Consider the following 24162-nt stretch of genomic DNA (forward strand, 5'->3'; position numbering starts at 1 on the left):
TTGATCGTCAGGTCTCAGCCCCGCCTCAAGGACATCCTGCTGACGGTGAACGGCTCGATCCTGCCGCGCATCGCCGGCCGGCTGGCGGCCATCTTCGTAGTCAGCGTCGTCGCCATCCTGGCGGCGGAACACCAGCCGGGCGTCTTCGCGCGGATCAGCGCCATACCCTTCACCCTGATCGGCATCGCCCTGTCGGTCTTCATGAGCTTTCGCAACAGCGCCTGCTACGAGCGGTGGTGGGACGGGCGCAAGCTGTGGGGCGAACTGGTTATCAGCGGTCGGTCGCTGATCCGACAGACGTCGGACCTGGACATCGCGGACCGCCGCTTCCTGCTGCACGGCCTGTGCGGCTTCACCGCCGGCCTGGCCGCGCGGCTGAGAGGCGAGGACGAGGCGGCGGCGATCCGGCGCTGGGCCGACATCGGGCCGGCGGCGGACGGCCCCAATCCGACCAACGCCGTGCTGGACGGGATCGGTCGCCGCTGCCTGGCGCTGATGCGGGACGGACGGCTGGCGCCGTTGCACTATTCGGTCGTCGAGCAGCAGCTGGTCGCCCTGGCCCACGTCCAGGGCGGATGCGAACGGATCGCCGCGACGCCCGTGCCCTTCACCTATTCTCTGCTGTTGCACCGGACGGCTTTGATCTTTTGCCTGACCCTGCCGTTCGCCCTGGCTGGGTCGCTGGACTGGTGGACCCTGCTGCCGGTGCTGCTGGTGGCCTACACCTTCTTCGGCCTGGACGCGCTGGGCCACCAGTTGGAGGATCCGTTCGGCGTCCAGCCCAACGCCCTGCCGCTGAACGCCCTGACCCGCACGGTCGAGCGCGAGGCCTTGGCCGCGCTGGGCGAAACGGAGCTGCCGCCCGCCCTGGTGCCGGTCAATACGGTGATCCTTTAAGGGCGCACGGCGCGCGCCCACGGGATGGATCGCGTTCTAACGGGCCTCGGCCGCGATCTCCATCGGCCTGGCCGGCACGGCGCTGGGTACGACGCGCACGGGGATCGACTTGGCCGCCGGCGTGCCGCTTATGCGGTCGTAGTAGTCCAGCGGCAGCAAGGGATTCAGCTCCGGATAATAGCCGGCGATGGACCCGCGCGACATCGGATAGTCTAGCACGGTCAGGCCGTCGATCCGGCGCGGCACGCCGTCTGGCGAGATCGTCTCCAACCCGATCGAATCGCCCGACGTCAGGCCCCGCGCGGCCAGGTCCTCGGCGTTCATGAACACCACCATCCGGTCATTGTAGACCCCGCGATAACGGTCGTTATAGCTGTAGATGGTGGTGTTGAACTGGTCGTGCGACCGCACCGTCGCCAGACGCAGCATGTCGGGATCGGTCACTGGATCGTTGGCCGCCAGCCCCGGCAGCATCAGGAAGTTGGCCTTGCCGTTCGGCGTGTTCCACACCAGCCGACGCGGTGGGACGTCCAGGTGGAAGCCCTTGTCCACGGTGATCCGGTTGCGGAAGTCGGCGTAGATGGCCGGATAGACCTCGCCGATCTTGTCGCGGATCAGGTTGTAGTCCTCGATATAGCTCTCCCACGGGATCTGGCTGTCGGGCAGGGTCGCTCGCGCCATGCGGCAGACGATCTCGACCTCCGGCATCAGGGCGGGGGTGGCGGGCTCCAGCACGCCGCGCGAGGCGGTGACGTTGGACATGGAGTCCTCGATCGTCACGAACTGCTCGCCCGCCGCCGTCTTGATCCATTCCGAACGCGCCACGACCGGCAGGATCAGCGCCTCCTTGCCGTGCACCAGATGGCCCCGGTTCAGCTTGGTGGCGATGCCGACCGACAGCCCGACGGTGCGCATGGCCTCGTAGGCGCGGGGCGTGTCGGACATGGCACGGATGAAGTTGCCGCCCATGCCGATGAAGACCTTGACCTCGCCGCGCAGCATCGCCTCGACGGTCTCGACCGCATGGTGGCCGTGCTCGCGCGGCGGCTCGAAGCCGAAGACGTCGCGCAACTGGTCCAGATAGGCCTGGGTCGGTTTCTCGTCGATGCCGACGGTCCGGTCGCCCTGGACGTTGGAGTGGCCGCGGATGGGCGAGATGCCGGCGCCCGGCTTTCCGAAATTGCCTTTCAGGAACAGCAGATTGGCGATCTGTTGCACCAGACGCGAGCCCTGCTGGTGCTGGGTGATGCCCATGCCGTAGCAGATCATGGTGGCGTTCGAGCGGATGTAGATTTCCGCGCATCGACGGATCTGGCGCTCTTCCAGACCCGAGGCTTCGACGATGTCGGCCCAGGTCAGGCTTTCGACCTCGGCCTGCATCGGCTCCAGGCCGACGGTGTGCGTTTCGATGAAGGCGCGGTCGATGATCTTTTCGCCCGCCGCCTCGCGTTCGAAGATCACCTTCATGATCCCCTTCAGGAAGGCCAGGTCGCCGCCGATCTTGATGTGGACGAACTCGCTGGTGATGTCGGTCGAGCCGAAGGTCGCCATCTGCACCACGTCCTGCGGCTCGGCGAACTTAATCAGGGCGCGTTCGGGCATTGGATTGACGGCGACGATAGGCACGCCGCGCTTTCGCGCCTCGACCAGGTTGGTCATCATCCGGGGCGAGTTGGTGCCCGTGTTCTGACCGATGACGAAGATCGCCTCGGCGTGTTCGAAATCCTCCAGCACCACCGTGCCCTTGCCCACGCCGATGGCGGGCTGCAGGCCTCGGCTGGTCGGCTCGTGACACATGTTGGAACAGTCGGGAAAATTGTTGGTCCCGAACTGGCGCACGAAGACGGAATAGAGAAAGGCGGCCTCGTTGGGCGTTCGGCCCGAGGTGTAGAACTCGGCCTGGTTGGGGTCGTCCAGCCCCTGGAGATGATCGCCGATCATGCGGAAGGCGTCGTCCCAGCTGATGGGGACGTAGTGGTCGGTCGCGGCGTCGTAGCGCATGGGCTCGGTCAGGCGGCCCCGCATCTCCAGCCAGTAGTCCGACTGCTCCATCAGCTCGGTCACGGTGTGCTCGGCGAAGAAGTCGCGCATGACGCGGAACTTGGTCGCCTCGTGCGCCAGGGCCTTGGCCCCGTTCTCGCAGAACTCCAGCGTCTTCTTGCAGTCGGCGTCGGGGAAGGCGCAGCTGGGGCATTTGAAGCCGCCCGGCTGGTTCATCGACAGCAGGGCGCGCGAACCCTTGGTGATGACGCTCTGCTCCATCAGCACCTTGGCGGTCGCCGCCGCCGCCCCCCAGCCGCCGGCGGGGTGATGATAGGGGCGATACCGGGGGATGTCGTCGGCCATACCGGGGCGTCTCCGAAAATCTTCGTTTCAAGGATCGAAGTAAAACACGTTCGCCGCCGCGCCTCCACAAGAAGTCGTTTCTGAGCGTTAGACAATTTGTCTGATCAGCCGGACAAATTGTCTGGAAGATCGGCTCGCGAATTCACATTGACGCCGTCGTAGCCGTCGACGGCCCGCGCGCCCAGGTGGTCCAGCAGGCGCCGCACGGGCGGATGCGCGCCCGCGTCCAGGGCCGCCGCCACGCGCCGCAACCCCTCGTCCACGGGCCAGACGGCGAGCAGGGGCTCCAGGCCGAAGGACGACCGGGCGACGGCGGCGGGGGCGCCGGCCGCGACCGCCGCGACCAGGCCCCGGATGCGCGCCGCGTCGATGGTCGGACCGTCGCAAGGCGCGGTCGCCAGCCAGGCGGCGCCTTGCGTCTGCGCCCAGTCCATCCCGGCTCTCAGCCCGGCCAGCGGTCCTTCTGGATCGCCGGGTCGATCATGCAGACAGGTCAGCCCCAGGTCGGCCGCGTGGGCCGCCGCTCCTCCGTCCGGCCGCGCCGACACCGCCGTCATGGCGCAGACGGCGCGCAACGCCCGCAGCGGTCGGTCCATCATCAGGCCGTCGGCCAGCGGGAACACCGACTTGTCGGTCCCGAACCGCGTCGAACGGCCCCCCGCCAGCAGCAGGCCCGCGACGATCATCCCGACACCCGATGCGGATGAGTGAAGACCTCGAACCCGTCCTCGCGCGCCACGGCGACCAGGGTGAGGCCCGCCGCCTGGGCCGTGCGGACGGCCAGGGCCGTGGGCGCGGACACCGCGCACAGGATCGACGCGCCCAGGGCCGCCGTCTTCTGCACCATTTCGACCGACACCCGGCTGGTCAGCAGCACCACGCCCGCGCTTCCGGCCTGGTTCTGTCGCGCCAGCGTCCCGACCAGCTTGTCCAGCGCATTGTGCCGCCCCACGTCCTCGCGCGCGGCGACCAAGCCCGCTTCGGGGGTCCAGAAGGCGGCGGCGTGGGCGGCCCGCGTCTCGCGCCCCAGGGCTTGCGCCTGAGGCAGGCGGGTCATGGCTTCCAGCAGGGCTTCGGGCGCGACGGACAGGGTGGCGTCCACCCGACGTGGCGCGTGCAGGGCCTCGGTCAGGCTGTCGACGCCGCACAGCCCGCAGCCGGTCGGCCCCGCCATGCGCCGCCGCCGCGCCGTCAACTGGACCGACCGGTCAGGCGCCAGCCAGACCCGCGCCTCGAACCCCAGCGTCGTCTCGACCACCTCGGTCGCGCGGATCTGATCCAGGTCGTCAACGATGCCTTCGGTCAGGCTGAAGCCCACCGCCAGATCTTCCAGGTCGCGCGGCGTCGCCATCAGGACAGCGGTGGTCGAGGCGTCGTGGACGATGGCGACCGCGCTCTCCTCGGCCAGGACCCGCATGCCGTCCTCGACGCCGTCGCGGCGCCAGCGGATGCGAGGAAAGGCTGCGGCCCAGTCGGTCATGTCGGCCCTTTCCTTGCGGTCAGAGGGTGGGGCCGAACACCGCCACGACCGCTCCGGCCTCGACGGCGGGGGCGAAGGGCGGGCGTCGGATCAGGGCGTTGGCCGCCGCCATGACCGTCACCAGCGAGGAGTCCTGATCGGCGAAGGGCCGCACCCGGCGCGCACCGTCGTCCCCCGCCTCCACGGCGGCGCGGATGTAGTGGTCGCGCGGACCGTTGGCGGCCAGGGGCTGGGCCAGGATCGCGGTCTCGAACCGGCTGTCGGCCTTTCCGCCCTGAAGCACGGCGAGCAGCGGTCCCAGGAACAGTTCGGCGCACACCAGACCCGAGGCGGGATTGCCCGGCAGGCCCAAGATCGGCCGACCGTCGGGCAGGCGCGCGAACCAGACGGGCTTGCCCGGCCGCATGGCGACCTTGTCCACCAGGATTTCCGCGCCCAGGGTCAGGGCGGCGGGCTTGACCAGGTCGTGGTCGCCCACGGACGCGCCGCCCACCGTCACCAGAATGTCGAAGCCGTCGCCGCCCATGCGCGCCGCGATGGCCTCGATACTGTCCTCAGTCGCGGGCAGGACGACGGGCAGGCCGCCGTGACGGCCGACGAAGGCCGCCAGCGCCGGGGTTCCGGAGTTGTAGATCTGATGATCCCCGACCGGCTGGCCCGGCTCGACCAGTTCGTCGCCGGTGGCCAGCAGGGCCACGCGCGGCCGCGCGCCGCACAGCAGTCGATCGCATCCGGCCGCCGCCGCCAGGGCCACGCGCCAGGGGTTCAGCCGGACGTGGTTCTCCAACAGGCGCTGGCCGTCGGCGAAGTCGCAAGCTCGCGCCCGGACGTGGCGCGAGGCGCTGGGCGATCCGGTGACGACCACGATGTCGCCGCGCCGTTCGGCGTCCTCCTGCACCACCACCCGCTCAGCACCTGGCGGCAGGGGCGCGCCGGTGAAGATGCGGGCGGCTTGGCCGGGACCGACGGCTTCGGTCAGGCCCCGGCCCGCCGCGCTCTCGCCCACGATCCGCAGTTCGGCGCCGGTCACGGCGTCGGCCTGGCGCACCGCCCACCCGTCCATGGCCGAGGCGGAAAAGGGCGGTTGGTCGCGCAGGGCCAGGACCGCCTGGGCCAGCCAGCGGCCGTCGGCCTCCCACACGGAGACGGCCTCGCCGCCCAGGGGCGACACGGCCCCCAGCATCGTCGCCAGCGCCTCCTCGACGGTCGGCAGGCTCATGCGCGGCTCCAATCGCCCGAGGCGCCGCCGGACTTGGCCAGCAGGCGCACGTTCTCGATGGTCATGCCGCGATCCACGGCCTTCAGCATGTCGTAGAGGGTCAGCAGGGCGGTGGTCACGGCCGTCAGGGCCTCCATCTCCACGCCCGTCTGGCCCGAGGTGCGGACCGTCGCCGTCGCCTCCAGCCCCGCGCCGTCGTCCGCCGCCGTCACCGCCACCTTGACGCTGGACAGCATCAACGGATGGCACATGGGGATCAGGCTGGCGGTGTTTTTCGCGCCCATCACCCCGGCGATCTCGGCGACGGCGCGCACGTCGCCCTTGGCCGCCCCGCCCGACAGGGCCAGCGCCAGGGTCTCGGGCGCCATCAGGATGCGGCCGGCGGCGCGCGCCTCGCGCACGGTCGCGGGTTTGGCCGAGACGTCGACCATCCGCGCCCGGCCGTCGGCGTCCACGTGCGTCAGGGCGCTCATCACACCTCCTTCAGGCGGGGCATCAGCTCGACCATGTTGCAGGGGCGATGGCGGCTGTCCAACTGCCAGCGGATCACCTTGTCCCAGCCGTCCCGCACCGCGCCGTTGGAACCGGGCAGGCAGAAGACGAAGACCCCGTCGATCAGGCCCGCCGTCGCCCGCGACTGCAGGGTGGACAGGCCGATGGTCTGGTAACTGACGGTGTGGAAGATGACCGAAAAGCCGTCGATCCGCTTGTCGAACAGGGGCTCCAGCGCCTCGGGCGTCACGTCCCGGCCGGTCAGGCCGGTGCCGCCGGTGGTGATGACCGCGTCCACCTGGCCCGAGGCGATCCATGCGCGCACCTGGCCGCGGATGGCCTCCACGTCGTCGCGCACCAGGGCGCGGCCGGCGCAGGCGTGACCCGCCTCCACAATGCGTTCCTCAAGGATCTGGCCCGAGGTGTCGGATTCGGCGTCGCGCGTGTCGGACACGGTCAAGACAGCGATGCGCACCGGCTTCAACGGCGCGTCGATCAGCCGACCGCCGGGTGCGGGCAAGGGGGTCTCGGCGAGGGTTTCGGTCATGTCAGCCTTTCGGAGCGGTCCAGCGCTCAGCGTCTTGATAATCCTGGGGTCGCGGCGCGATCCAGCGCGAGCCGTCCGGCCCGTCTTCCTTCTTCCAGAGCGGGGCTCGGGTCTTCAGCTGGTCCATCAGATAGTCGGCGGCCAGGAAGGCCGCGCGGCGGTGCTCGGCCGCCACGGCGACGAAGACAATGACCTCGCCGGTCTCGATCGGCCCCCAGCGATGGATCGCCAGAACATCCTGCACGTCGAAGCGCGCGCGGGTCTCGGCCTCCATCTCGGCCATGACCTTTTCGGTGAAGCCGGGAAAGGCGTCCAGGGTCAGACGCCGCACGTCCAGCCCGTCCGTGCGGTCGCGCGCCAGGCCGCTGAAGCTGACCACGGCGCCGGTCGTCGTGCGTCCCCGGCTGAACTCGGCCAGCAGCGCGGCGGCGTCCAGCGGTTGAAGGTCCAGGCGCGCCATGGGCCTAGCCGCCGCTGACCGGAGGGCCGAAGGCGACGGCGGCGTCCGCGGCCAGCGGCTGGGCGCCGTTCCTGCGTCCCGCCGGAACCAGGGCCTCGTCGACGATGACCAGGGTGCTGGGGTGCGCCAACCGCCCTTCGAGACGCGGATTGTCGGCCTCCAGCGCCTGGATGAGCGCCTCCAGCGTCGCGGCCGGCGTCTCGACTTCGCGCCAGCCGGCCAGGTCCTGAAAAGCGCCGAACAGGGTCACGCGCGCCATGGCTCAGCCCCCCGTCACGGACATGGGCCGGGCCACGGCCGGGGCGGCGCCGCGCCGCGCAATGTCGAAATCGTGGCCCTTGGGCTTGCGCAGCAGGGCTTCGCGGATCGCCGCCTCCAGCCCTGCGTCGTCGGGCGAGGCGCGCAGCGCGGCGCGCAGGTCCGCCTGATCCTCCTGGCCCAGACACAGGAACAGGGTCCCCGCGCAGGTGACGCGCACCCGATTGCAGGCCTCACAGAAATTGTGGCTCAGCGGCGTGATGAAGCCCAACAGGCCGCCCGTCTCCTCCACCCGGACATAGCGGGCCGGACCGCCGGTGCGGTGGGGCGTCGGGGTCAGGGTCCAGCGTTCGGCCAGTCGCCGGCGCATGGTCTCCAGCGACAGGAACTGGTCGGTGCGGTCGGCCTCGATCTCGCCCAGCGGCATGGTCTCGATCAGGACCGCGTCCATGTCCTGACCGTGGATCCATTCGATCATGTCGGCCAGGTCGTCGGCGTTGTCGTCCTTCAGGGCGACGATGTTGATCTTGACCCGCAGGCCCGCCTCGCGCGCGGCCTTCAGGCCGTCCAGCACCTGCCCCAGGTCGCCGCCGCGCGTGATGCGCCGATAGGCGGCGGGGTCCAGGCTGTCGATCGAGACGTTGATCCGCCGCACGCCGTAGTTCGCCAGCGCCGGGGCGAAACGCGCCAGCTGGGTGCCGTTGGTCGTCAGGGTGATCTCGTCCAGCGCGCCGGACTTCAGGTGCCGCGACAGGCTCTGCACCAGGTCCATGAAGCCGCGCCGCAGCAGGGGCTCGCCGCCCGACAGGCGCAGCCGCCGCGTCCCCAGGCGCACGAAGGTCGAGCACAGCCGGTCCAGTTCCTCGATCGTCAGCAGCTCGGAGCGCGGCAGGAAGGTCTGCCGCTCGCTCATGCAATAGACGCAGCGCAGGTCGCACCGATCCGTGACGGACACGCGCAGATAGTCGATCCTGCGCCCGAACGGATCGACCAGGCCAGCCGCCGAACCGACCCTGGACAGGCCGACCGACTTGTCAGCGGAGAATACAACGGTCATGGTCGTCGAATACTTCAATCACGGGCGGGGAGCCTAGACATTTCTTCAATGGACCGGCGCCTTCTTCTTTTCGGCGCGCTCGGCGGGGCGCTGGCGGCCTGCGCGCCCCGCGCCCCGCGTTCCGACGCGCCTCTGACCCTGTTCGCGGCCGCCTCCCTGACCGATGCCCTGACCGAGATCGCCACCGACTACAGAGCCGAGACCGGCCGCGAGATCCGGCCGTCCTTCGCCGCCAGCGGCGCCCTGGCGCGCCAGATCGAGGCGGGCGCCCCCGCCGATGTCGTGCTGCTGGCCGATCAGAAATGGATGGCTCGGCTGGCTCAGGCGGGCCGTATCCAGCCGAGCACGCGGCGCGACCTGGTGGGCAACGCCCTGGTCGTGATCGGCCGCCCGGACACGACGATCACGGGCGATCCGATCGCCTGGGTCGCCCAGGGCGGCCGCAAGCTGGTCATCGGCGATCCCGACAGCGTGCCCGCCGGGGCCTACGCCCGTGACTGGCTTCGGGCGCGCGGGGCCTGGGACGGGCTGCAATCCCATCTGGCGACCGCCGCCGACGTGCGGGCGGTGCGCACCTTCGTCGCCCGGGGCGAGGCCGACCTGGGCGTCGTCTATCGGAGCGACGCGGTCAAGGCGGACCAGGTCCGCGTCGTCGTCGAACCGCCCGCCGACCAGCAGCCGTCGATCCGCTATCCCGCCGCGGTCGTCACCGGCGCCCAGGCCGGCGCGGCCCAGTTTCTGGCCTATCTGTCCGGGGCGAAGGCGCAGGCCGTGTTCCGGACCTGGGGTTTCACGGCGCTGTCCTGAAGTGTTCGCGCCGCTCACCGCCTTTGAAGCCGAAGCCCTGTGGCTGTCGCTGCGCGTCGCCGCCGCCTCGCTGGTCCTGACCCTGCCGGCCGGGGCGGCTCTGGCCTATCTGCTGGCGCGCGGCCGGTGGCGCGGGTTGTGGCTGGTCGAGGCGGCGGTGAACCTGCCCCTGATCCTGCCGCCGGTGGTGACGGGCCTGGCGCTGTTGCTGATCTTCGGCGCCCAAGGCGTCGTCGGCCGCGCCTTGCAGCAGACGTTCGGCGTCACCCTGGCCTTCCACTGGACCGGCGCGGCCCTGGCCGCCGCCGTCATGGCCCTGCCGCTGGTGGTGCGCTCCATCCGCCTGTCGATCGAAGCCATCGACCGGGGCCTGGAGCAGGCGGCGGCGACCCTGGGCGCCTCGCCGATCGAGGTCTTCCGGCGCGTGACCCTGCCGCTGGCCGCGCCGGGCCTGCTGGCCGGCGGCTTTCTGGGCTTCGCCCGCGCGTTCGGCGAGTTCGGGGCCACCGTCACCTTCGCCGGCTCCATCCCCGGCGAGACCCAGACCCTGCCGATGGCCATCTATCTGGCGCTGCAGCGCGCTCAGGGCGACGTCGCCGCCGTGCGCCTGGCCCTGCTGTCCGTCGTCGTCGCCGTGATCGCCCTGTTCGTGGTCGAGCGGTTCAACCGCAGCCTGAACCACCGGGCCCATGTTCTGTGAGCCGCCCTCTGTGAGTCGCGTCCCGTGAGCCTGGCCTGTCGTCTCAAGGCGCGGCACGGCGACTTCGTCGTCGAGGCCGACTTCGCCACCGACCGCCAGGTCTTGGCCCTGACCGGCCCGTCCGGCGCGGGCAAGACCACGGTTCTGAACGTAATCGCCGGCCTGATCGCGGCGGAGCGGCTGGACCTGACCGTCGGCGGCCGCCGCATCGTCGAGACCGATACGGGACTGAACCCGCCGGCCTATCGGCGCCGCATCGGCTATGTCTTCCAGGACGGTCGGCTGTTCCCGCACCTGTCGGTGGCCCAGAACATCGCCTTCGGCCGCCGCTACGCCGCCGCCCCAGTCCCGGTCGAGCCGATCCTGGCCCTCTTGGACCTCCAGAACCTGGCCGAGCGTCGGCCCGCCACACTATCGGGCGGGGAGATGCGGCGGGTCAGCATCGCTCGCGCTCTGTCCGCAAGACCAGCGCTTCTCCTCCTGGACGAACCGTTCGCGGGGCTGGATGCGCGCCGCCGCGGCGCTCTCATCCCCTATCTGCTGAGGTTGCGCGACGAGGCGGGCTTGCCCATGATTTTGGTATCCCATGACCCGCGCGATGTCGGCGAGATCGCCCAAACTGTGGTTGAGATGGATTATGGTTTGATGCAAGATGGGCAAGGCTCCGAATCCGACGTTCCTGCGGCCAGGTAAGTGAAAACTGGCGTGGGCGAAGATGTCCTCTCCGCGACATGGCGAACGAGCAGCAAGACCCCCACTAGCGTGTGACCGGCGGCCCAGCGCCTGGTTAGGCTCAGGAGACGGTATACGCGGCGCTGGGTGGGTGCGGCGGCGGCGAGCAAGAAAATCTCTATGTAGATGGTGGAGATGTTCTCAGCATCAGGTTGAGGGCGACAGGTCGATCACAACTATCTGACAGGAAATGGATTTTCGAGGTCGGTCCCGCCGCGTGACGTGCCGATCGCCTGGTCCTGCACACCCGCTTCGAGGTCTAGGCCGAGCGATGGGCCTTCGCATGGGTGCTGTCCAGACTGAGTTCCTCAGAGATCGTCCTTTGGACAGCGGCTTTCTCGATATTCTGCGCCGGACGCCACACGGGGCCCATCGGTTGTAGAGGGTGGCACGCAGGTCGTATTCGGACGGTGCGTCCCGCTAGTGATATCTCATCATGAGGACATGCGGGATGCCCGATGATCCGCTCCCATTCTCTGGAGCACTCGGAGCTGGAGTTTTCCGGCCCGAGTCAGGGTGACGGGCTGGCTGCGTCACCGGGATTCATCAACGTGATCGGCGACTTGTTGCCTATGGCCCCAAATGGATTCTGAGCCAAAAAGCGGCTTGACCAAAACGATACATGATAACATTACGTTTGTCTCTTTCGGGGATTCATCGTCATGTCGCTTTTAATGCGTTCCGCTTCACGGGCGGTGCTCGCCATCGCTCTCGCTTCCCCCGCCGCTCTTGCTTGGGGCGCAGATGATCTGCCCCAATCCCTGCCGGAAGTGGTGGTGACGGCGACGGCGACCTCGCGCCCGTTGCAGACGGCGCCCGCCAGCATCACCGTCGTCGATCAGCAAGCGCTGTCGCGTCGGCCCGTTCAGGATCTGACCGACGTATTGCGTGACGTGCCAGGCGTGACGATCAACGGCGCCGGCTTGACGCGGCGCGGGGTTTCCATTCGCGGCATGCCAAGCGAGCATACGCTGTTTCTGGTCGACGGACGCCGCGTGAACGGTTCAGCCAGCGCCATTGCCCACGCCGATTTCGAGCTGAACTGGGTCCCGGTCGAGGCGATGGATCGGGTTGAAATCGTGCGCGGCCCGATGTCGTCGCTTTATGGATCCGAAGCGCTGGGTGGCGTCGTCAATGTCATTACACGCAGCGCGACCGATGCCTGGCGTGGCAGCGTCCGCGCCATGGGGGGATTGCGCGAGGATGGACGCGGAGGCGAGACGTATCAGCTTGGCGCCTACGCCGGGGGGCCGTTGGTCAAAGATCGTCTGGGCCTGAGCCTGTACGCGGAATCCAAGGCGCGAGGCGACACGCCTCAGGCCGACAATGCGCGTCTGTCAGACCTGGAGGCCCGCGAAGCCCTATCCGGATCGGCCACGCTCAGTTGGACCCCAGATGTGGCGCAGCGGATCGACTTCACCGTTCTGGGGGGGCGCGACGAACGTTATCGCAATACGGCGACCACGGCGGCCAGGCCGGTCTATTACCGTTACGCCGATGCGGTGGACCGGCGTCAGTACGCTATTTCCCACACGGGCCAGTGGAACTGGGGCGAAACCGCAGTGCGCGCCTATCGCTCTACCCTCGACCGGACCAACACCGTCACCAACGGCCAGACGGCGTCACGTCCGGTCGGCATGCAGGAAGACATCATCGACGGACGTGTCACGGTGGACCCTGTCGCGGGCCATCGTTTCAGTCTTGGCGGCGAATGGCGGCGCGAGGAGTTGCAGGATGCGGCGGCGGCTGTGTCCGGCGTCCTGACCAGCGAACGCTACGCCGTCTTCGTCCAAGATGAGTGGACGTTGACGCCGAGCCTGTCTCTGACCGGGGGAGCGCGCGTCGATCATCACGACCAGTACGGCTGGCAGACCAGTCCGCGTCTCTACGCCGTCTGGACGCCGGTCGAGGGGCTGACCCTCAAGGGTGGCGGCGGTCGGGGCTTCAAGTCGCCCAGCCTGAAGCAGCTGTCGCCCGAGTTCGTGACGGTGGCCGCCGGCGGCCGGTTCACCGTCTATGGCAATCCCGATTTGAAGCCCGAGATCGGCACCTCCTACGAGGCGTCGGCCGAATATCGCCGCGATGGCTGGGCGGTGCGTCTGGGCGGATTCGCCAACGACATCGAGAACCTGATCGAGACGCGCTGCACCGCCTTCTGCGGCGTTCGCGGACGCGAAGTGCGCCTGTATCAGAACATCAATGAGGCCCGGATCACCGGTCTGGAACTGGGAGGCGAGACCCGCCTTCCCGCCGGGTTCAGCCTGCGCGGCGACTACACCTATCTGGACAGCGAGAACCGCACCACCAACCAGCCGCTGTCCGAACGTCCCCGCCACAGCGGCCATGCGACCTTGCGCTGGGAGCCCGACGACCGCCGCTTCGTGCAATTGCGCGGCGAATATGTGGGTGAACAGCTGATGCTGTCGAATTCGGTGCAGTACGCTGTGCCAGATTACACCCTTGTGTCGCTGGAGGCCGGGCTGCGGCTGGAGCAGAACCTCTGGGTCCGGGCCGGGGTGCAGAACCTGGGGGACGTGCGGTTGGCTGATGAATCGTCTTATTTCTCATTCGCGGAGCCAGGACGCTTCTATTACCTCAGCTTCACGGCAGGCTTCTAAGCCATTGAAACGGGTTCTTCAGACGTTGCTGCTGGCGGCCTTCTGGGTGTTGGCCGTCGCCGAGGTCGCGACCGCGCAACCCGCGCCGACTGTGCGGATTCAGGTGATCGGCAGCGACTTTGTCCTGCCCTCAAAATATGAGCGGCTGGCCGCGTTCGCCGCGCCCGAGGGTGTGACGGTTCGCGGCTCGACTCTATCGACGCTCCCGGAGGTCGCGATCTGGGGCGATGCGGATCTGATCCTCCTGGATACGCCGCGCCCTGCGGACGTGGAGGCGGTGGAGGCGCGCGTCGGCGAGGCGTTGCGCGCTCAGGACCGGCCTTGGGTGCGGATCGGGGGAGGCCCGCCGGCGTTTGGCGGCCTGTCACCCGAGACCGGTCGCCGGATCGCGGCCTATTACGCATCCGGCGGGCGGCGGAATTTCACCGCCCTGTTCGCCTATCTGAAGCAATGGAAGACCGGCAGCGACCTGACTGATGCTCCGCCGCCTGCCCCGTTGGGCACGGTGGGCTATTATCATCCGGCCGCGCAGGCCTATGCGCCCGACGCTTTCAAAGCCTGGCTGGCGACCCGGCCTGACCGGCCCCGCGCCGCCATCCTGATCAGCAGTTCGACAATAGCGGACGATGATACGGACGTGGTCGACGCCCTGATCGCCGCTCTGGATGCGCGCGGCATCGAGGGCGTGGCCGTGTGGTTCGACCAGCGTCAGGCCCGTAGCCTGATCGACGCCGTTCAGCCTCTGAAGCCGGACCTGGTGATCAACACCCAGCATATCGTCGCAGGCGGCGTCATCCGCGATCAACTGATCGAACTGGACGTGCCCGCCGTCATGACCTTCTCCTATCGCGAAGGCGACGCGGATGCCTGGCGTGCGGCTTCGGCGGGCCTGAACAGCCGTTCAGCCGCCGCCCTTCTGGCGCCCGCCGAAACCTGGGGCATGAGCGACCCGATGATCATCTCGGCCGTCGATCACGGAGCCCTGCTTCCGATCCCCGAACAGATCGAGGCCGTCGCCGCCCGCGCTGCACGCCAGGTCGCCCTGCGCCGCACCCCGAACGCCGACAAGCGGCTGGCTCTGATGTTCTGGAACCATCCTGGCGGAGAGGCCAACATCTCGGCATCGAACCTCAATGTGCCGCGCAGCCTGGAGGCGCTAAGCACGGATCTGAACGCCGTCGGCTATGCCGTTCCGCCCTTGCCCGAAACGCGCTGGATAGCGGCGGCGCGCGCCATGCTGGGCGTCTTCTACAGACATGAGGCCCTGGACGACCTGCCGTCACAGGGCCTGACCGTGACTCTGCCGGTCGCCCGCTACCGTGCCTGGCTAGACGCCCTGCCGGCGGCCAGCCGCGACCCGATCCTGGCGCGCTGGGGCGACCCGGCGCGGCATTGGGCTGTGCGTGACGTGGACGGCGCTCCCGCTTTCCTGATCCCAGCCTTTTGTGACGGAGCCCTGACGATCCTGCCGCAGCCGCCGCGCGCAGCGCGGGTCGGCGAAGCCTATCACGACACCGCCGTACCGCCGGACCACCTCTATCTTGCGGCCTATCTATGGGTGCGCGAGTTCAGCCAGGCGAACGCCCTGATCCATCTGGGAACCCACGGCACGCAGGAGTTCCTGCCGGGCAAAGATCGCGGTCTGTCGGTCACGGACGACGCCTTCCTGGCCTTGGGCGACCTGCCGGTGATCTATCCCTACATCCAGGACAATGTCGGCGAGGCCACCCAGGCCAAGCGCCGGGGACGCGCGGTGACCGTCAGCCACCAGACGCCGCCCTTTTCGCCTGCCGGACTGAATGACGAGTTGAAGACCCTGCACGACCTGATCCACCAGTATCTTCAGGTCGACGAGGGGCCTGTGCGCGACGCTGTCGGCGATCAGATTCTGAGCCTTGCGGCCCGACGGCACATTGATGCGGACATGGGGTGGACCCCGGCCAGGGCGCGCGCGGACCTGCCGGTCTTCCTCGGCGAGCTTCACGACTATCTGCATCAGGTGGGCGGAGCGCCGACGCCGATGGGACTGCATACTTTCGGCCGTCCAGCCTCGCCGGACCATCGTCTGACGACGGTGCTGCAGCAGTTGGGACGCCCCTTCTTCGACGCCCTGGGCGAGGACGAGACCGAGACAATGGCCGAGGACGAGGCCGGTCTGCGGTCCAGCCGCGCCTTCACCGTCCTGAAATCGTATCTGCGTGATGACATGCCGATCGAGATGGCCGAACCTACGCTGCGCGAGCAACTGACGCGCGCGCGCCTGCTGGATCACCGTCTGGCCGAGACCGGCGAGACGGAGGGGCTGCTTCAGGCTTTGGCGGGTCGGTTCGTTCGGCCGGGCGAAGGCGGCGATCCCATCCGCAATCCCGACGCCGTCGGCGGGCGCAACCTCTACGCCTTCGAGCCGGACAAGATGCCCGCACCGGCCGCCCATGCCGCCGCCGCCGGGGCCTTGAAAAGTCTCGCCGCCGCCTATGCCGCCGAACACGACGGGCGGCCCCTGACCAAGCTGGCGATCACCCTGTGGTCGTCCGAAACCATCCGCACCCTGGGCCTGCCCGAAGGCGAAATCCTTCAGGCGCTGGGCCTTCGACCACGCTGGGACGACGGTGGGCGGGTCGTCGCTCTGGACATCGTCCCGGCGGCGGAACTGGGACGGCGGCGCATCGACGTCGTGGTCCATGCGACCGGCGTCTATCGCGATCAATTCGACGGCTTCCTGCGGCTTCTGGCCGATGCGGTCGATCGCATCGTCGCCCTGGACGAGCCGAACGATCCGGTCGCGGAGAACAGTCGCGCCGCCGCCCGGCGTCTGATGGCCGAGGGGGTCAGGGCCGAGGAGGCGACCGCGCTCGGCCGGGCCCGCATCTTCAGCAACGCCCCCGGTGATTATGGCAGCGGCCTGCCCGATGCGGTGCGCGATACGGCGGGCTGGGACGACCCGGCCGCCCTGGCCGACCCCTTCCTGGATCGGCTCGGCTATGTCTATGGCGCAGGCCGGTGGGGCGCAAAGGTCGAGGGGGCCGACGTCTTCGCCGCCCAACTGGCGGGGGTTCAGGCCGCCGCCCTGTCACGCTCCAGCAACCTGCACGGCGTTCTGTCGACCGACCATCCTTTCGAATATCTGGGCGGCCTGTCGCTTGCGATCCGCCGGGCAGGCGGCGCAACGCCGTCGCTTTACATCACCGACGCGCGGGCGGGTGCGCCCAAGACCGTCGCCGCCCGCGACTTCCTGGCCGCCGAAATGCGCAGCCGCTATCTGAACCGCAGTTGGATCCAGGCGATGCAGGCCGAAGGCTACGCCGGAACCTTGGCCGTGGTCGACCTTGCCGACAATCTGTTCGGCTGGCAGGCGACGGCGCCTGGCATGGTTCGGGCGGATCAATGGCAGGCCCTGCACGACGTCTATGTCCGCGACGAACGCGGCCTGGGCGTGCGGGAATGGTTCGAAGCGAGCAATCCGTCGGCGGAGCGTCAGGTGTTGAACCGGCTGAAGGACGCCGTCCGCAAGGGCTTCTGGGCGCCTGACGACCAGACGCGCCGTGAACTGGATGCCCGTCTGGCCCAGATCGACGCCACGGCTCCGCGCACCGCCGCCGTTGGTTTCGGCCAGGGCGCGTCGAGACCGCAGCCGACCCAGGCCGCATCCAGACAGGCATCCGACGCGGTTGACCCGAAAGCGACAGCCGACCCAGCGTCCAGCCCAATTCGCGGTCAGGTTCTGGAGAGGATTTCGCCGCAAGCCGCCTCGCCGTCGCCGGCCCCCTGGGGCGCCCTGATCCTTCTCCTTGCATTCCTCGCAGGCGGCGCCAGCCGCCTCATCACCCGCCGAAAGTTCGCCCATGCCCCAGTTTGAAGCCGGCCTCTATCAGGTCTCCAGCCTGTTTCTGATCCCGGCCCTGGTCCTGATCCTTGCCGCGCTGCTTTATGCCGTATTCGCCCTGGGGGCCTTCCTGATCGAGGGCGTGCAGCGCCGCCGTCCCGGCTGGCGCTCGTCGCTGTCGCGCCGCCAGGCCCAGACGGCGGCGACCAGCGACGACCTGGAGTTGATGATCCTGAAGGACCTGGAGGGGATGCGCATCGTGTCGCGCAGCGCGCCCATGCTGGGCCTGGTCGCCACCATGATTCCGATGGGTCCGGCCCTGCTCTCGCTAGGCCGGGGCGACGCTTCCGGCGTGGGGCAGAACATGGTGGTGGCGTTCTCCGGCGTCACCCTGGCGCTGATCGCGGCCAGCATCGCCCACTACGTGCTGACGGTGCGTCGGCGCTGGCTGCTGCAGGATCTGCGGGCCATCGAACGCGCTCGGGAGGATCGCTGATGCGTTTCCTCGAAGACGATGACGACGATCCCATCACCTCGGTCGTCAATCTGGTGGACCTGTTCGTGGTCATCATCGCCGTGCTGCTGGTGGTGCTGGTTCAGAATCCGTTGAACCCCTTCAACGCCCGCAACGTGGTCGTGATCGAGAACCCGGGCGACGCAAATATGCGGATCACGGTGAAGGACGGCCAGGATCTGACCCGCTACGAATCCCAGGGCCAGATCGGAGAAGGCCAGGGTGAGAAAGCCGGATCCGCCTACCGTTTGCCCAACGGCAATCTGATCTACGTGCCTGAATAGGCGTCATTCCAACACGGTCAAACACCGTCGCCGGTTGGAGCCTTCAGGTACCGACCGAACCAGTCGACGATGCGGCGTGTCAGGTCCGAGGCATGCTCGGGCTGACGGATGCTGTGGCCCTCATCCTGGTAGATCACCAGTGATGTGGGCACGCCCTGGGCGACGAGGCCGTGCCAGAATTCGATCGACTGCGGCGCAGGCGTCTCCAGGTCGCGCTCCCCCACATAGATGAAGGTCGGAGTGCGCGCGGCCTTGATGCTGCGGATGGGCGACTGGCGATCATAGACTTCCGGGTCGTCGTAGAAGGTCGCGCCGAAGAAGGGGACCATCCACTTGTCGATGCCGTTCTGGCCGTAATAGCTGGACCAGTTGGCGATCCCGGCGCCGGCGACTGCGGCCTTGAAGCGCTGGGAATGGGTGACGGTCCACATCGTCATGAATCCGCCGTAGCTGTGCCCATAGACGCCCAGCCTTTCGTCGTCGATCGGCGCAACCTGCTCGACTGCATCGACACCCGCCAGGATATCGCGAAGGTCGCCGCCGCCGAAATCCTTGTGATTGGCCTGGGCGAACGCCGCGCCCTGACCATAGCTGCCGCGCGGATTGGGCTGGAACACATAGTAGCCGGCCTCCAGCAGGTCGCGGATCGTGCCCGACCAGACAAAACGCGGCGTCACCGCCGCCGCCGGGCCGCCGTGGATGCTGACGATCATGGGGCGCCGCGCGCCGACCGCAGCGTCGCGCGGCGCCAGCAGCCAACCCTGCACCGCGTAGCCTTCATTGGTCCAACGCACGTCCCGCGCCGTCGTGACGGGGATCAGAGCGTCATTGTCGTGGGTGACGGCTCGGCCAGCGCCGAGGGGGCCGAACTCGATCCTCGGCGCGCGCTCGAAGGTCTGGCTGACATAGGCTGCGGTGCGGCCCCGCGCGTCCAGGGCGACGGCCCCGTCGCCGGCGTTGATTGACTGGGGCGCGACACGGACGTTCGACACACGGCGCGCGGCGGGGTCGATCGTCGCCGTCCCCGTGTCGCCTGCCACAATGATCCCCGCGATCAGTCGGTCGCCGCGCCAGGCGATCGAGGTGACGCTGCCGACGTAGCCGGGTGTGACGTTCACGGGCGTCCCGCCATCGATCGGAACTGTATAGACGTCGCCGCCGACCGAGCCGAAATCGCTCATCACCCCGCCGATGAAGGCCACCGTCCTTCCGTCGGGTGACACGCGGGGGAAGCTCATCTGATAGGACGGCGCAAGCAGGACGCGCTCGCCACCCTCCAGGTCGTAGGTCCTCAGCTTGGCGACCCACCAATTGTTGTCGCCATTGCCTTCCGCCGCCGTCGCCACGAACCCCTGCCCGTCCGGCGTCCAGTCGTATTCGTAGACGAAGGTACCGTCCGGCGAGACCCTATGCAGGTCGCCCCCGGAGACGGATACGACGACGATGCGCTGGCTGTCCTGGGACAGGCCGGCGATCTCGCCGACCTGGCGCGCCCCGGCCTGGGTGGCGCCGGTCGCTTTGGTCGGGTTTTCCGTGACCAGCAGGGCCAGTCGGTTCCCGTCCGGCGACCAGCGCGGCGTCGAGGCGAGACCGGAAATCCGGGCGATCAGGCGCGCCTAATCGCCCTGCGCGGCATAGAGGGCCGGACCGTCTCCGTCCGTGGCCAGAAAGGCGAGCGTCGATCCGTCCGGCGACCAGACCGGTCCGAAGTAGCGGCAGTCGCAGGGATCGATGCGGTTCACCAGCCGGCCCTGCGTGTCGCGAACCACGACCACCGGACCATCGGCGACGCCCGCCCCTCCCTGAACGGTGTCCACCGAGACGATGCGCCGACCCGCCGGGTCGAGCGCCACTCCCCCATACTGGTGAAGCGCCTGGGGCGCCGGGGCCGCGGCGGAAATCGTAGCCATGAGACCGGCGGCGATAAGGGGTAGGAACATCGGGAAGCCGAAAAGGATGATCTTGGGCGGGAACGCGATGGCGCGGCCCAGGCCTGGGCTCATGGCTGGACCCAGCGGCTAAATCGCCAGGGCGGCGGTCAGGTCTCCCGGCGCAGGGCCGCCCGCGGCGACCATCACCTGTTCTCGCTGGACAAGGCCCGGCAGGGTCTCCAGCCCGAACCGGCGGATCAGGAAACGGGCGATGGAGCCCGTGTCGTAGATAGTGTGATCGACCGCGCCCCTGCGCGCATGGGGGGAGACGATCAGCGCCGGGATGCGGCTGCCGGGGCCCCAACGGTCGCCCTTGGGCGGCGCGACATGGTCCCACCAGCCGCCGTTCTCGTCGAAAGTGACGACGACCAGCATTCGCGCCCACTGCGGACTGTTGCGCAGGGTGTCGAGCACCCGAGCGATATGCCGGTCACCGGCGTCCACGTCGGAATACCCCGCGTGCATGTTGAGGTCGCCCTGGGGCTTGTAGAAACTGACGACCGGAAGCCGCCCTGCCTCGGCGTCCGCCAGGAATCGGTTGGTGCGCGCGGTGTCTCCGACGCCGCCGTCCTTCAGATGCCGGCCTCGATCCGCCTTATCGGGCGCGAAACGCGCGAAATAGTTCAGCGGCTGGTGGTGCGGCTGAAAGTTGGGCCGGGTCGGAAAGTCGCCGTTGGTTCCGCGCCCGGCCAGGGCCTCGGCCCAGCCGCCCGCGTACCAGGCCCAGGCGATCCCTTTGTCCGACAGCCGGTCGCCGATGGTGGCGTGGGTCTGGGGCGGCAGGGTGTGGGCGCTGGTCCAGTCGGAATAGCCTGGCCGCGCCTCGTCCAGCTCATAGGTCGGGGCATAGGGCGGCATCAGGGTGTTGACCGCCCAGAAGTCGGGGGTGAGCGAACTCGGCACGAACCTCGGCGGCCCACCGAGGGCGCTGGCGCGCGAATCCGCTCTCTGGCGCAGGCGGATTCCGGCGGGGTCGTCGCCCTCGACCTGGGCAATCCGCCCCTTCGCCGGGCCGCGGTCCGCATCGGGATAGAAGGGCGGTCGCGCCGCCACGAGATACTGGTGGTTCAGGAAGGAACCGCCGAAGGCCCCCATGAAGAAGTTGTCGCACAGGGTGAACTCGCGCGCGATCGACCACAGACGCAGGTTCGCCGCCCCGTCGGCGTAGCGGCCCATGACCAGGGCGCCGGAATCGCCCCAGGCGACAAACCCGTCGTTGCGCCCGCCGTTGATCTGCAACTGGTTCTGATAGAAGGCATGTACCAGATCGCGGGTGACGACGCCGTGGGGCAGCGGATCGCCCTCGGGCGTCGCCAGGGCGAAGGGGCCGTTGGCCATCTCCGGCAGATCGTCGGGGCCGATCTTCCAGGTGCGGTGCTCGACCACCTGGCTCTCGGGAACCAGGCCCTCCCAGATCTTCGGCAGGCGCGGCAGGATGCGGCCGTCCCGGTCCCGTTGCAGCAGCCGCTCGGGCGGCTCGGACGACAGCGGCCGCTCCAGGCCCGGAAAGTCGGCGAACAGATTGTTGAAGCTGCGGTTCTCCGCATAGATCACCACCACGGTGTCGATCGCCTCGCGCAGGCGCGCATCGACGACCGCTTCTGAGCCGGGCCTGGGGCCGGTGGTGGGCGAGGCTGCGGCGGCCTTTTCCCCCTTTACCGCCGCCGCCCCGGCGACGGCTGCCATGCCGCCGAGCACACGACGGCGGTCGGGACTTCTGGGATCGTCGGCGTTGGGTTTGCGGCTCATGTCTCTCTCGTCCGTCTCAGTCGGCGGTCCGGTTGTTGTCGTCGCGATGGCTGTCGGGCAGGCGGCGGTCCGGATCGACCGTGGCGGAAACCACCGCCCCGCGGCTCTCGAAGCGGAAGGCGTGGCTTGCACGCTGGAGCCAGGTCTCGACCGGAATTCTCCGGTCGACCTGCGAACCGTCGGCGAAGACGACCCGCAGCGTCGCCGGCAGCACCAGCTTGTCGCGGTTCTCGACCACCACGTCCGCACCTCGCGCCGCATCGCCGTCGATGGGCGTGATCGCCGTCACCGCCAGGTCGTGCTTCCAGTTGTTCAGGTACCAGCCGCGCCAGAACCAGGACATATCCTCGCCGCCAGCGCTCTCCATCGCGCGGAAGAAGTCGCTGGGCTTGGGGTGCCGGAAGGCCCAGTCGGCAATGAATTTGCGGAAGGCCGGGTCAAACCGCTCCGGCCCCAGGATGTCCTCGCGCAGCAGAGTCAGCCCGAAGGCGGATTTGAAGTAGGTGATGGGATGCCGGTACTTTTCCTGGATGGCGTCGGCACGTGTAAGGATCGCCGGCGCCTCGGCGTCTTCCAGGATGGCGGCGATCTGCTCGGCCGGCGTCCCCTGCCCCGGCGCATATTCGCCGTCGCGCTTGGGACCATAGACGCCGCCCTCGAAGGCGTCGGATTCATAGACGTCGATGAAGGTGTTGAAGCCCTCGTCCATCCAGGCGTCGCGCCGCTCGTCGAAGCCGACGATCATCGGGAACCAGGTGTGGCCGATCTCGTGAGCGGTGATCCAGAACAGGGTCTTGCCCTGGTCCTCCACGCCGTCGAACACGATGCCCGGGTATTCCATGCCCGCCGCCGGGCCAGCGACATTGATCGCGTTCGGCCAAGGATAAGGATACCAGCCCGAGAAGGTCTCGACCGCATGCTTGAGATATTCGGTCGACCGGCTCCAGCGATCCTGGCCGACGCTTTCGACCGGATAGAGCGACTGCGCCAGGGCGGTCTTGCCGTTCGGCAGGTTGATCCGCGCGGCGTCCCAGACGAAGGCGCGAGACGCGCTGAACGCCACGTCGCGCGTGTGGTCCATGTGGAAGCGCCAGGTCTTGGTTCCACGGTTCGCGGCAGGCGCCGCCGTGACGTCCTGCGGCGAACGGACCAGCACCGTGTGGTCGCTGTTGCGGGCCTCGTCCAGCCGACGCCGTTGTTCTGCGCTCAGCACTTCGCGCGCATTGGTCAGGTCGCCCGACCCCGCCACGATCATGTCGGCCGGAACCGTCACGGCATAGTCGAAATCGCCGTATTCCAGATAGAATTCGTTAGCCAGGTACGGCAGCGCGTCCCAGCCGCGCACATCGTCATAGACCGCCAGGCGCGGATACCACTGGGCGATGCTGAAGATGTCGCCGTTGGCGCTGGGCAGCCAGCCGGTGCGGCCGCCGAAGTCGTCGGACGGAACCTTATAAGCGTAGCCGATCCGCACCTCGACCTTGCCGCCCTTGGGCGACAGGGGCGTGGGCAGGGTCACGCGCATCCGCGTGTCGTCGATCAGCGGCCGGACCGGCGTCCAGACCCCGCCGCCTTGGCGCACCTCGACCCGCTCGATTCGGTAGCCATCGGTCGATCCCCGTCGCGGTCGGCTTGAGAACGCCGCCGCCCGCCCATCCGTCTGGTACAGGTTCTGGTCCAGTTGCAGCCAAAGGACGTCCAGCACATCGGGGCTGTTGTTGGTGTAGTCGATGACCGCCTGCCCCGTCAGGATGCGGTTGTCGGGATCCAGCCGAGCCTCGATCGAATAGTCGGCCCGGTTCTGCCAATAGGCGGGCCCCGGCGCCCCCGAACCCGAACGATAGGCGTTGGCCGGCGCCGGCAGCATCAGCGGCGCGAAGGTCTCCAGCGGATGGAAACCTGTCGGCGCCTGGGCCAGGACAGCGCCGGGGACACTGACGCCCAGGACAAGAACAAGGCTAAGGCCAAGGGTCATCAGACGCATGGGTTGTCTCCAGGATGGAAAGGGGCACGAAACGTCCGACGACCGGTTCATTCGATGCGCTGGATGCATGCGACCTTCAGCCGCATCCATGACGAAGAACAACCCCTTTCCGCCCTTATCCGCAAGCTGGAGCACGCCCGACATTGCGACCCGATGATAGCTGACGGCGATGGGACGGCGCAGGCGCACATCGACGATACCGCCGATGCCCTGAGGAGCCATGGGCCGCCGCGGTGGAGGCAGACCCAGCTGTACGCCGTAACG

The 24162-nt window shown here is 68.5% G+C and carries 22 protein-coding genes; 9 read left to right on the top strand and 13 right to left on the bottom strand.

Translation table 11 applies throughout. The annotated features are described in order from the left end of the window. Complete coding sequence (locus ACWPV3_RS15325) at positions 1-897, top strand: bestrophin family protein (RefSeq protein ID WP_453978381.1); 897 nt, start codon at positions 1-3, stop codon at positions 895-897. Positions 898-933: 36 nt separating this feature from the next. On the opposite strand, the gene ACWPV3_RS15330 is transcribed toward ACWPV3_RS15325, so the two are convergent. The 9 genes from ACWPV3_RS15330 to moaA form a co-directional block, all read right to left on the bottom strand. Next, positions 934-3243 carry an FdhF/YdeP family oxidoreductase gene (locus ACWPV3_RS15330; RefSeq protein ID WP_453978382.1) on the bottom strand — a complete coding sequence of 770 codons (2310 nt, stop codon included), beginning with the start codon at positions 3241-3243 and terminating at the stop codon, positions 934-936. 104 nt (positions 3244-3347) lie between these two features. Then, entirely contained in the window at positions 3348-3929 is a 582-nt protein-coding gene (locus tag ACWPV3_RS15335; protein WP_453978383.1) for a molybdenum cofactor guanylyltransferase, read from the bottom strand. Next, positions 3926-4723, bottom strand: a complete 798-nt coding sequence (gene fdhD / locus ACWPV3_RS15340; protein ID WP_453978384.1) for a formate dehydrogenase accessory sulfurtransferase FdhD — start codon at positions 4721-4723, stop codon at positions 3926-3928. The genes ACWPV3_RS15335 and fdhD overlap by 4 nt, the downstream gene beginning before the upstream one ends. Before the next feature lie 19 nt (positions 4724-4742). Further along, positions 4743-5942 (bottom strand): molybdopterin molybdotransferase MoeA, encoded by a 1200-nt coding sequence (locus ACWPV3_RS15345; protein ID WP_453978385.1) that lies wholly within the window; start codon positions 5940-5942, stop codon positions 4743-4745. Beyond that, the gene (gene moaC, locus ACWPV3_RS15350) at positions 5939-6415 is read right to left on the bottom strand and encodes a cyclic pyranopterin monophosphate synthase MoaC (protein WP_453978386.1); all 477 of its coding nucleotides are present in this window, start codon (positions 6413-6415) and stop codon (positions 5939-5941) included. Before moaC ends, ACWPV3_RS15345 begins: the two co-directional genes overlap by 4 nt. Then, on the bottom strand, positions 6415-6981 hold the full coding sequence (gene moaB, locus ACWPV3_RS15355; protein ID WP_453978387.1) for a molybdenum cofactor biosynthesis protein B: 567 nt from the start codon (positions 6979-6981) through the stop codon (positions 6415-6417). The genes moaC and moaB overlap by 1 nt, the downstream gene beginning before the upstream one ends. Before the next feature lies 1 nt (position 6982). Beyond that, a complete protein-coding gene (locus tag ACWPV3_RS15360; RefSeq protein ID WP_453978388.1) occupies positions 6983-7441 on the bottom strand; it encodes a molybdenum cofactor biosynthesis protein MoaE in 459 nt (152 codons plus the stop codon). A gap of 4 nt (positions 7442-7445) precedes the next feature. After that, positions 7446-7700: a MoaD/ThiS family protein gene (locus ACWPV3_RS15365; RefSeq protein ID WP_453978389.1), complete on the bottom strand. Its 255-nt coding sequence runs from the start codon at positions 7698-7700 to the stop codon at positions 7446-7448. 3 nt (positions 7701-7703) lie between these two features. Beyond that, a complete protein-coding gene (moaA, locus tag ACWPV3_RS15370) occupies positions 7704-8756 on the bottom strand; it encodes a GTP 3',8-cyclase MoaA (protein WP_453978390.1) in 1053 nt (350 codons plus the stop codon). 48 nt (positions 8757-8804) lie between these two features. Between moaA and modA the strand changes: the two genes are divergently transcribed. From modA to ACWPV3_RS15405, 7 genes are all read left to right on the top strand, one after another. Further along, positions 8805-9563: a molybdate ABC transporter substrate-binding protein gene (gene modA / locus ACWPV3_RS15375; protein WP_453978391.1), complete on the top strand. Its 759-nt coding sequence runs from the start codon at positions 8805-8807 to the stop codon at positions 9561-9563. Between the two features lies 1 nt (position 9564). Continuing rightward, complete coding sequence (modB, locus tag ACWPV3_RS15380) at positions 9565-10263, top strand: molybdate ABC transporter permease subunit (RefSeq protein ID WP_453978392.1); 699 nt, start codon at positions 9565-9567, stop codon at positions 10261-10263. A 24-nt stretch (positions 10264-10287) separates the two neighbouring features. Further along, complete coding sequence (locus ACWPV3_RS15385) at positions 10288-10956, top strand: ATP-binding cassette domain-containing protein (protein ID WP_453978393.1); 669 nt, start codon at positions 10288-10290, stop codon at positions 10954-10956. Between the two features lie 713 nt (positions 10957-11669). Then, a complete protein-coding gene (locus ACWPV3_RS15390) occupies positions 11670-13613 on the top strand; it encodes a TonB-dependent receptor domain-containing protein (protein WP_453978394.1) in 1944 nt (647 codons plus the stop codon). Positions 13614-13617: 4 nt separating this feature from the next. After that, the gene (cobN, locus tag ACWPV3_RS15395; RefSeq protein ID WP_453978395.1) at positions 13618-17469 is read left to right on the top strand and encodes a cobaltochelatase subunit CobN; all 3852 of its coding nucleotides are present in this window, start codon (positions 13618-13620) and stop codon (positions 17467-17469) included. After that, positions 17456-17932 carry a hypothetical protein gene (locus ACWPV3_RS15400; RefSeq protein ID WP_453978396.1) on the top strand — a complete coding sequence of 159 codons (477 nt, stop codon included), beginning with the start codon at positions 17456-17458 and terminating at the stop codon, positions 17930-17932. The genes cobN and ACWPV3_RS15400 overlap by 14 nt, the downstream gene beginning before the upstream one ends. Continuing rightward, on the top strand, positions 17932-18234 hold the full coding sequence (locus ACWPV3_RS15405; protein WP_453978397.1) for a DUF2149 domain-containing protein: 303 nt from the start codon (positions 17932-17934) through the stop codon (positions 18232-18234). Before ACWPV3_RS15400 ends, ACWPV3_RS15405 begins: the two co-directional genes overlap by 1 nt. Positions 18235-18251: 17 nt before the next feature. Here ACWPV3_RS15405 and ACWPV3_RS15410 read toward each other — a convergent pair whose 3' ends face one another. Then, entirely contained in the window at positions 18252-19580 is a 1329-nt protein-coding gene (locus tag ACWPV3_RS15410) for a S9 family peptidase (protein ID WP_453978398.1), read from the bottom strand. A gap of 97 nt (positions 19581-19677) precedes the next feature. Between ACWPV3_RS15410 and ACWPV3_RS15415 the strand changes: the two genes are divergently transcribed. Next, positions 19678-19854, top strand: a complete 177-nt coding sequence (locus ACWPV3_RS15415; RefSeq protein WP_453978399.1) for a hypothetical protein — start codon at positions 19678-19680, stop codon at positions 19852-19854. On the opposite strand, the gene ACWPV3_RS15420 is transcribed toward ACWPV3_RS15415, so the two are convergent. Genes ACWPV3_RS15420 through ACWPV3_RS15430 form a run of 3 tightly spaced genes read right to left on the bottom strand, consistent with a single transcriptional unit; the run spans position 19851 to position 23898 of the window. Further along, the gene (locus tag ACWPV3_RS15420; RefSeq protein ID WP_453978400.1) at positions 19851-20237 is read right to left on the bottom strand and encodes a hypothetical protein; all 387 of its coding nucleotides are present in this window, start codon (positions 20235-20237) and stop codon (positions 19851-19853) included. The genes ACWPV3_RS15415 and ACWPV3_RS15420 overlap by 4 nt on opposite strands. Before the next feature lie 15 nt (positions 20238-20252). Next, positions 20253-21914, bottom strand: a complete 1662-nt coding sequence (gene acpA, locus ACWPV3_RS15425; RefSeq protein WP_453978401.1) for an acid phosphatase — start codon at positions 21912-21914, stop codon at positions 20253-20255. A gap of 16 nt (positions 21915-21930) precedes the next feature. After that, positions 21931-23898, bottom strand: a complete 1968-nt coding sequence (locus ACWPV3_RS15430; RefSeq protein ID WP_453978402.1) for a M1 family metallopeptidase — start codon at positions 23896-23898, stop codon at positions 21931-21933. Between the last annotated feature and the right edge of the window lie 264 nt (positions 23899-24162).

This window comes from Brevundimonas sp. Marseille-Q4549, assembly GCF_976940555.1.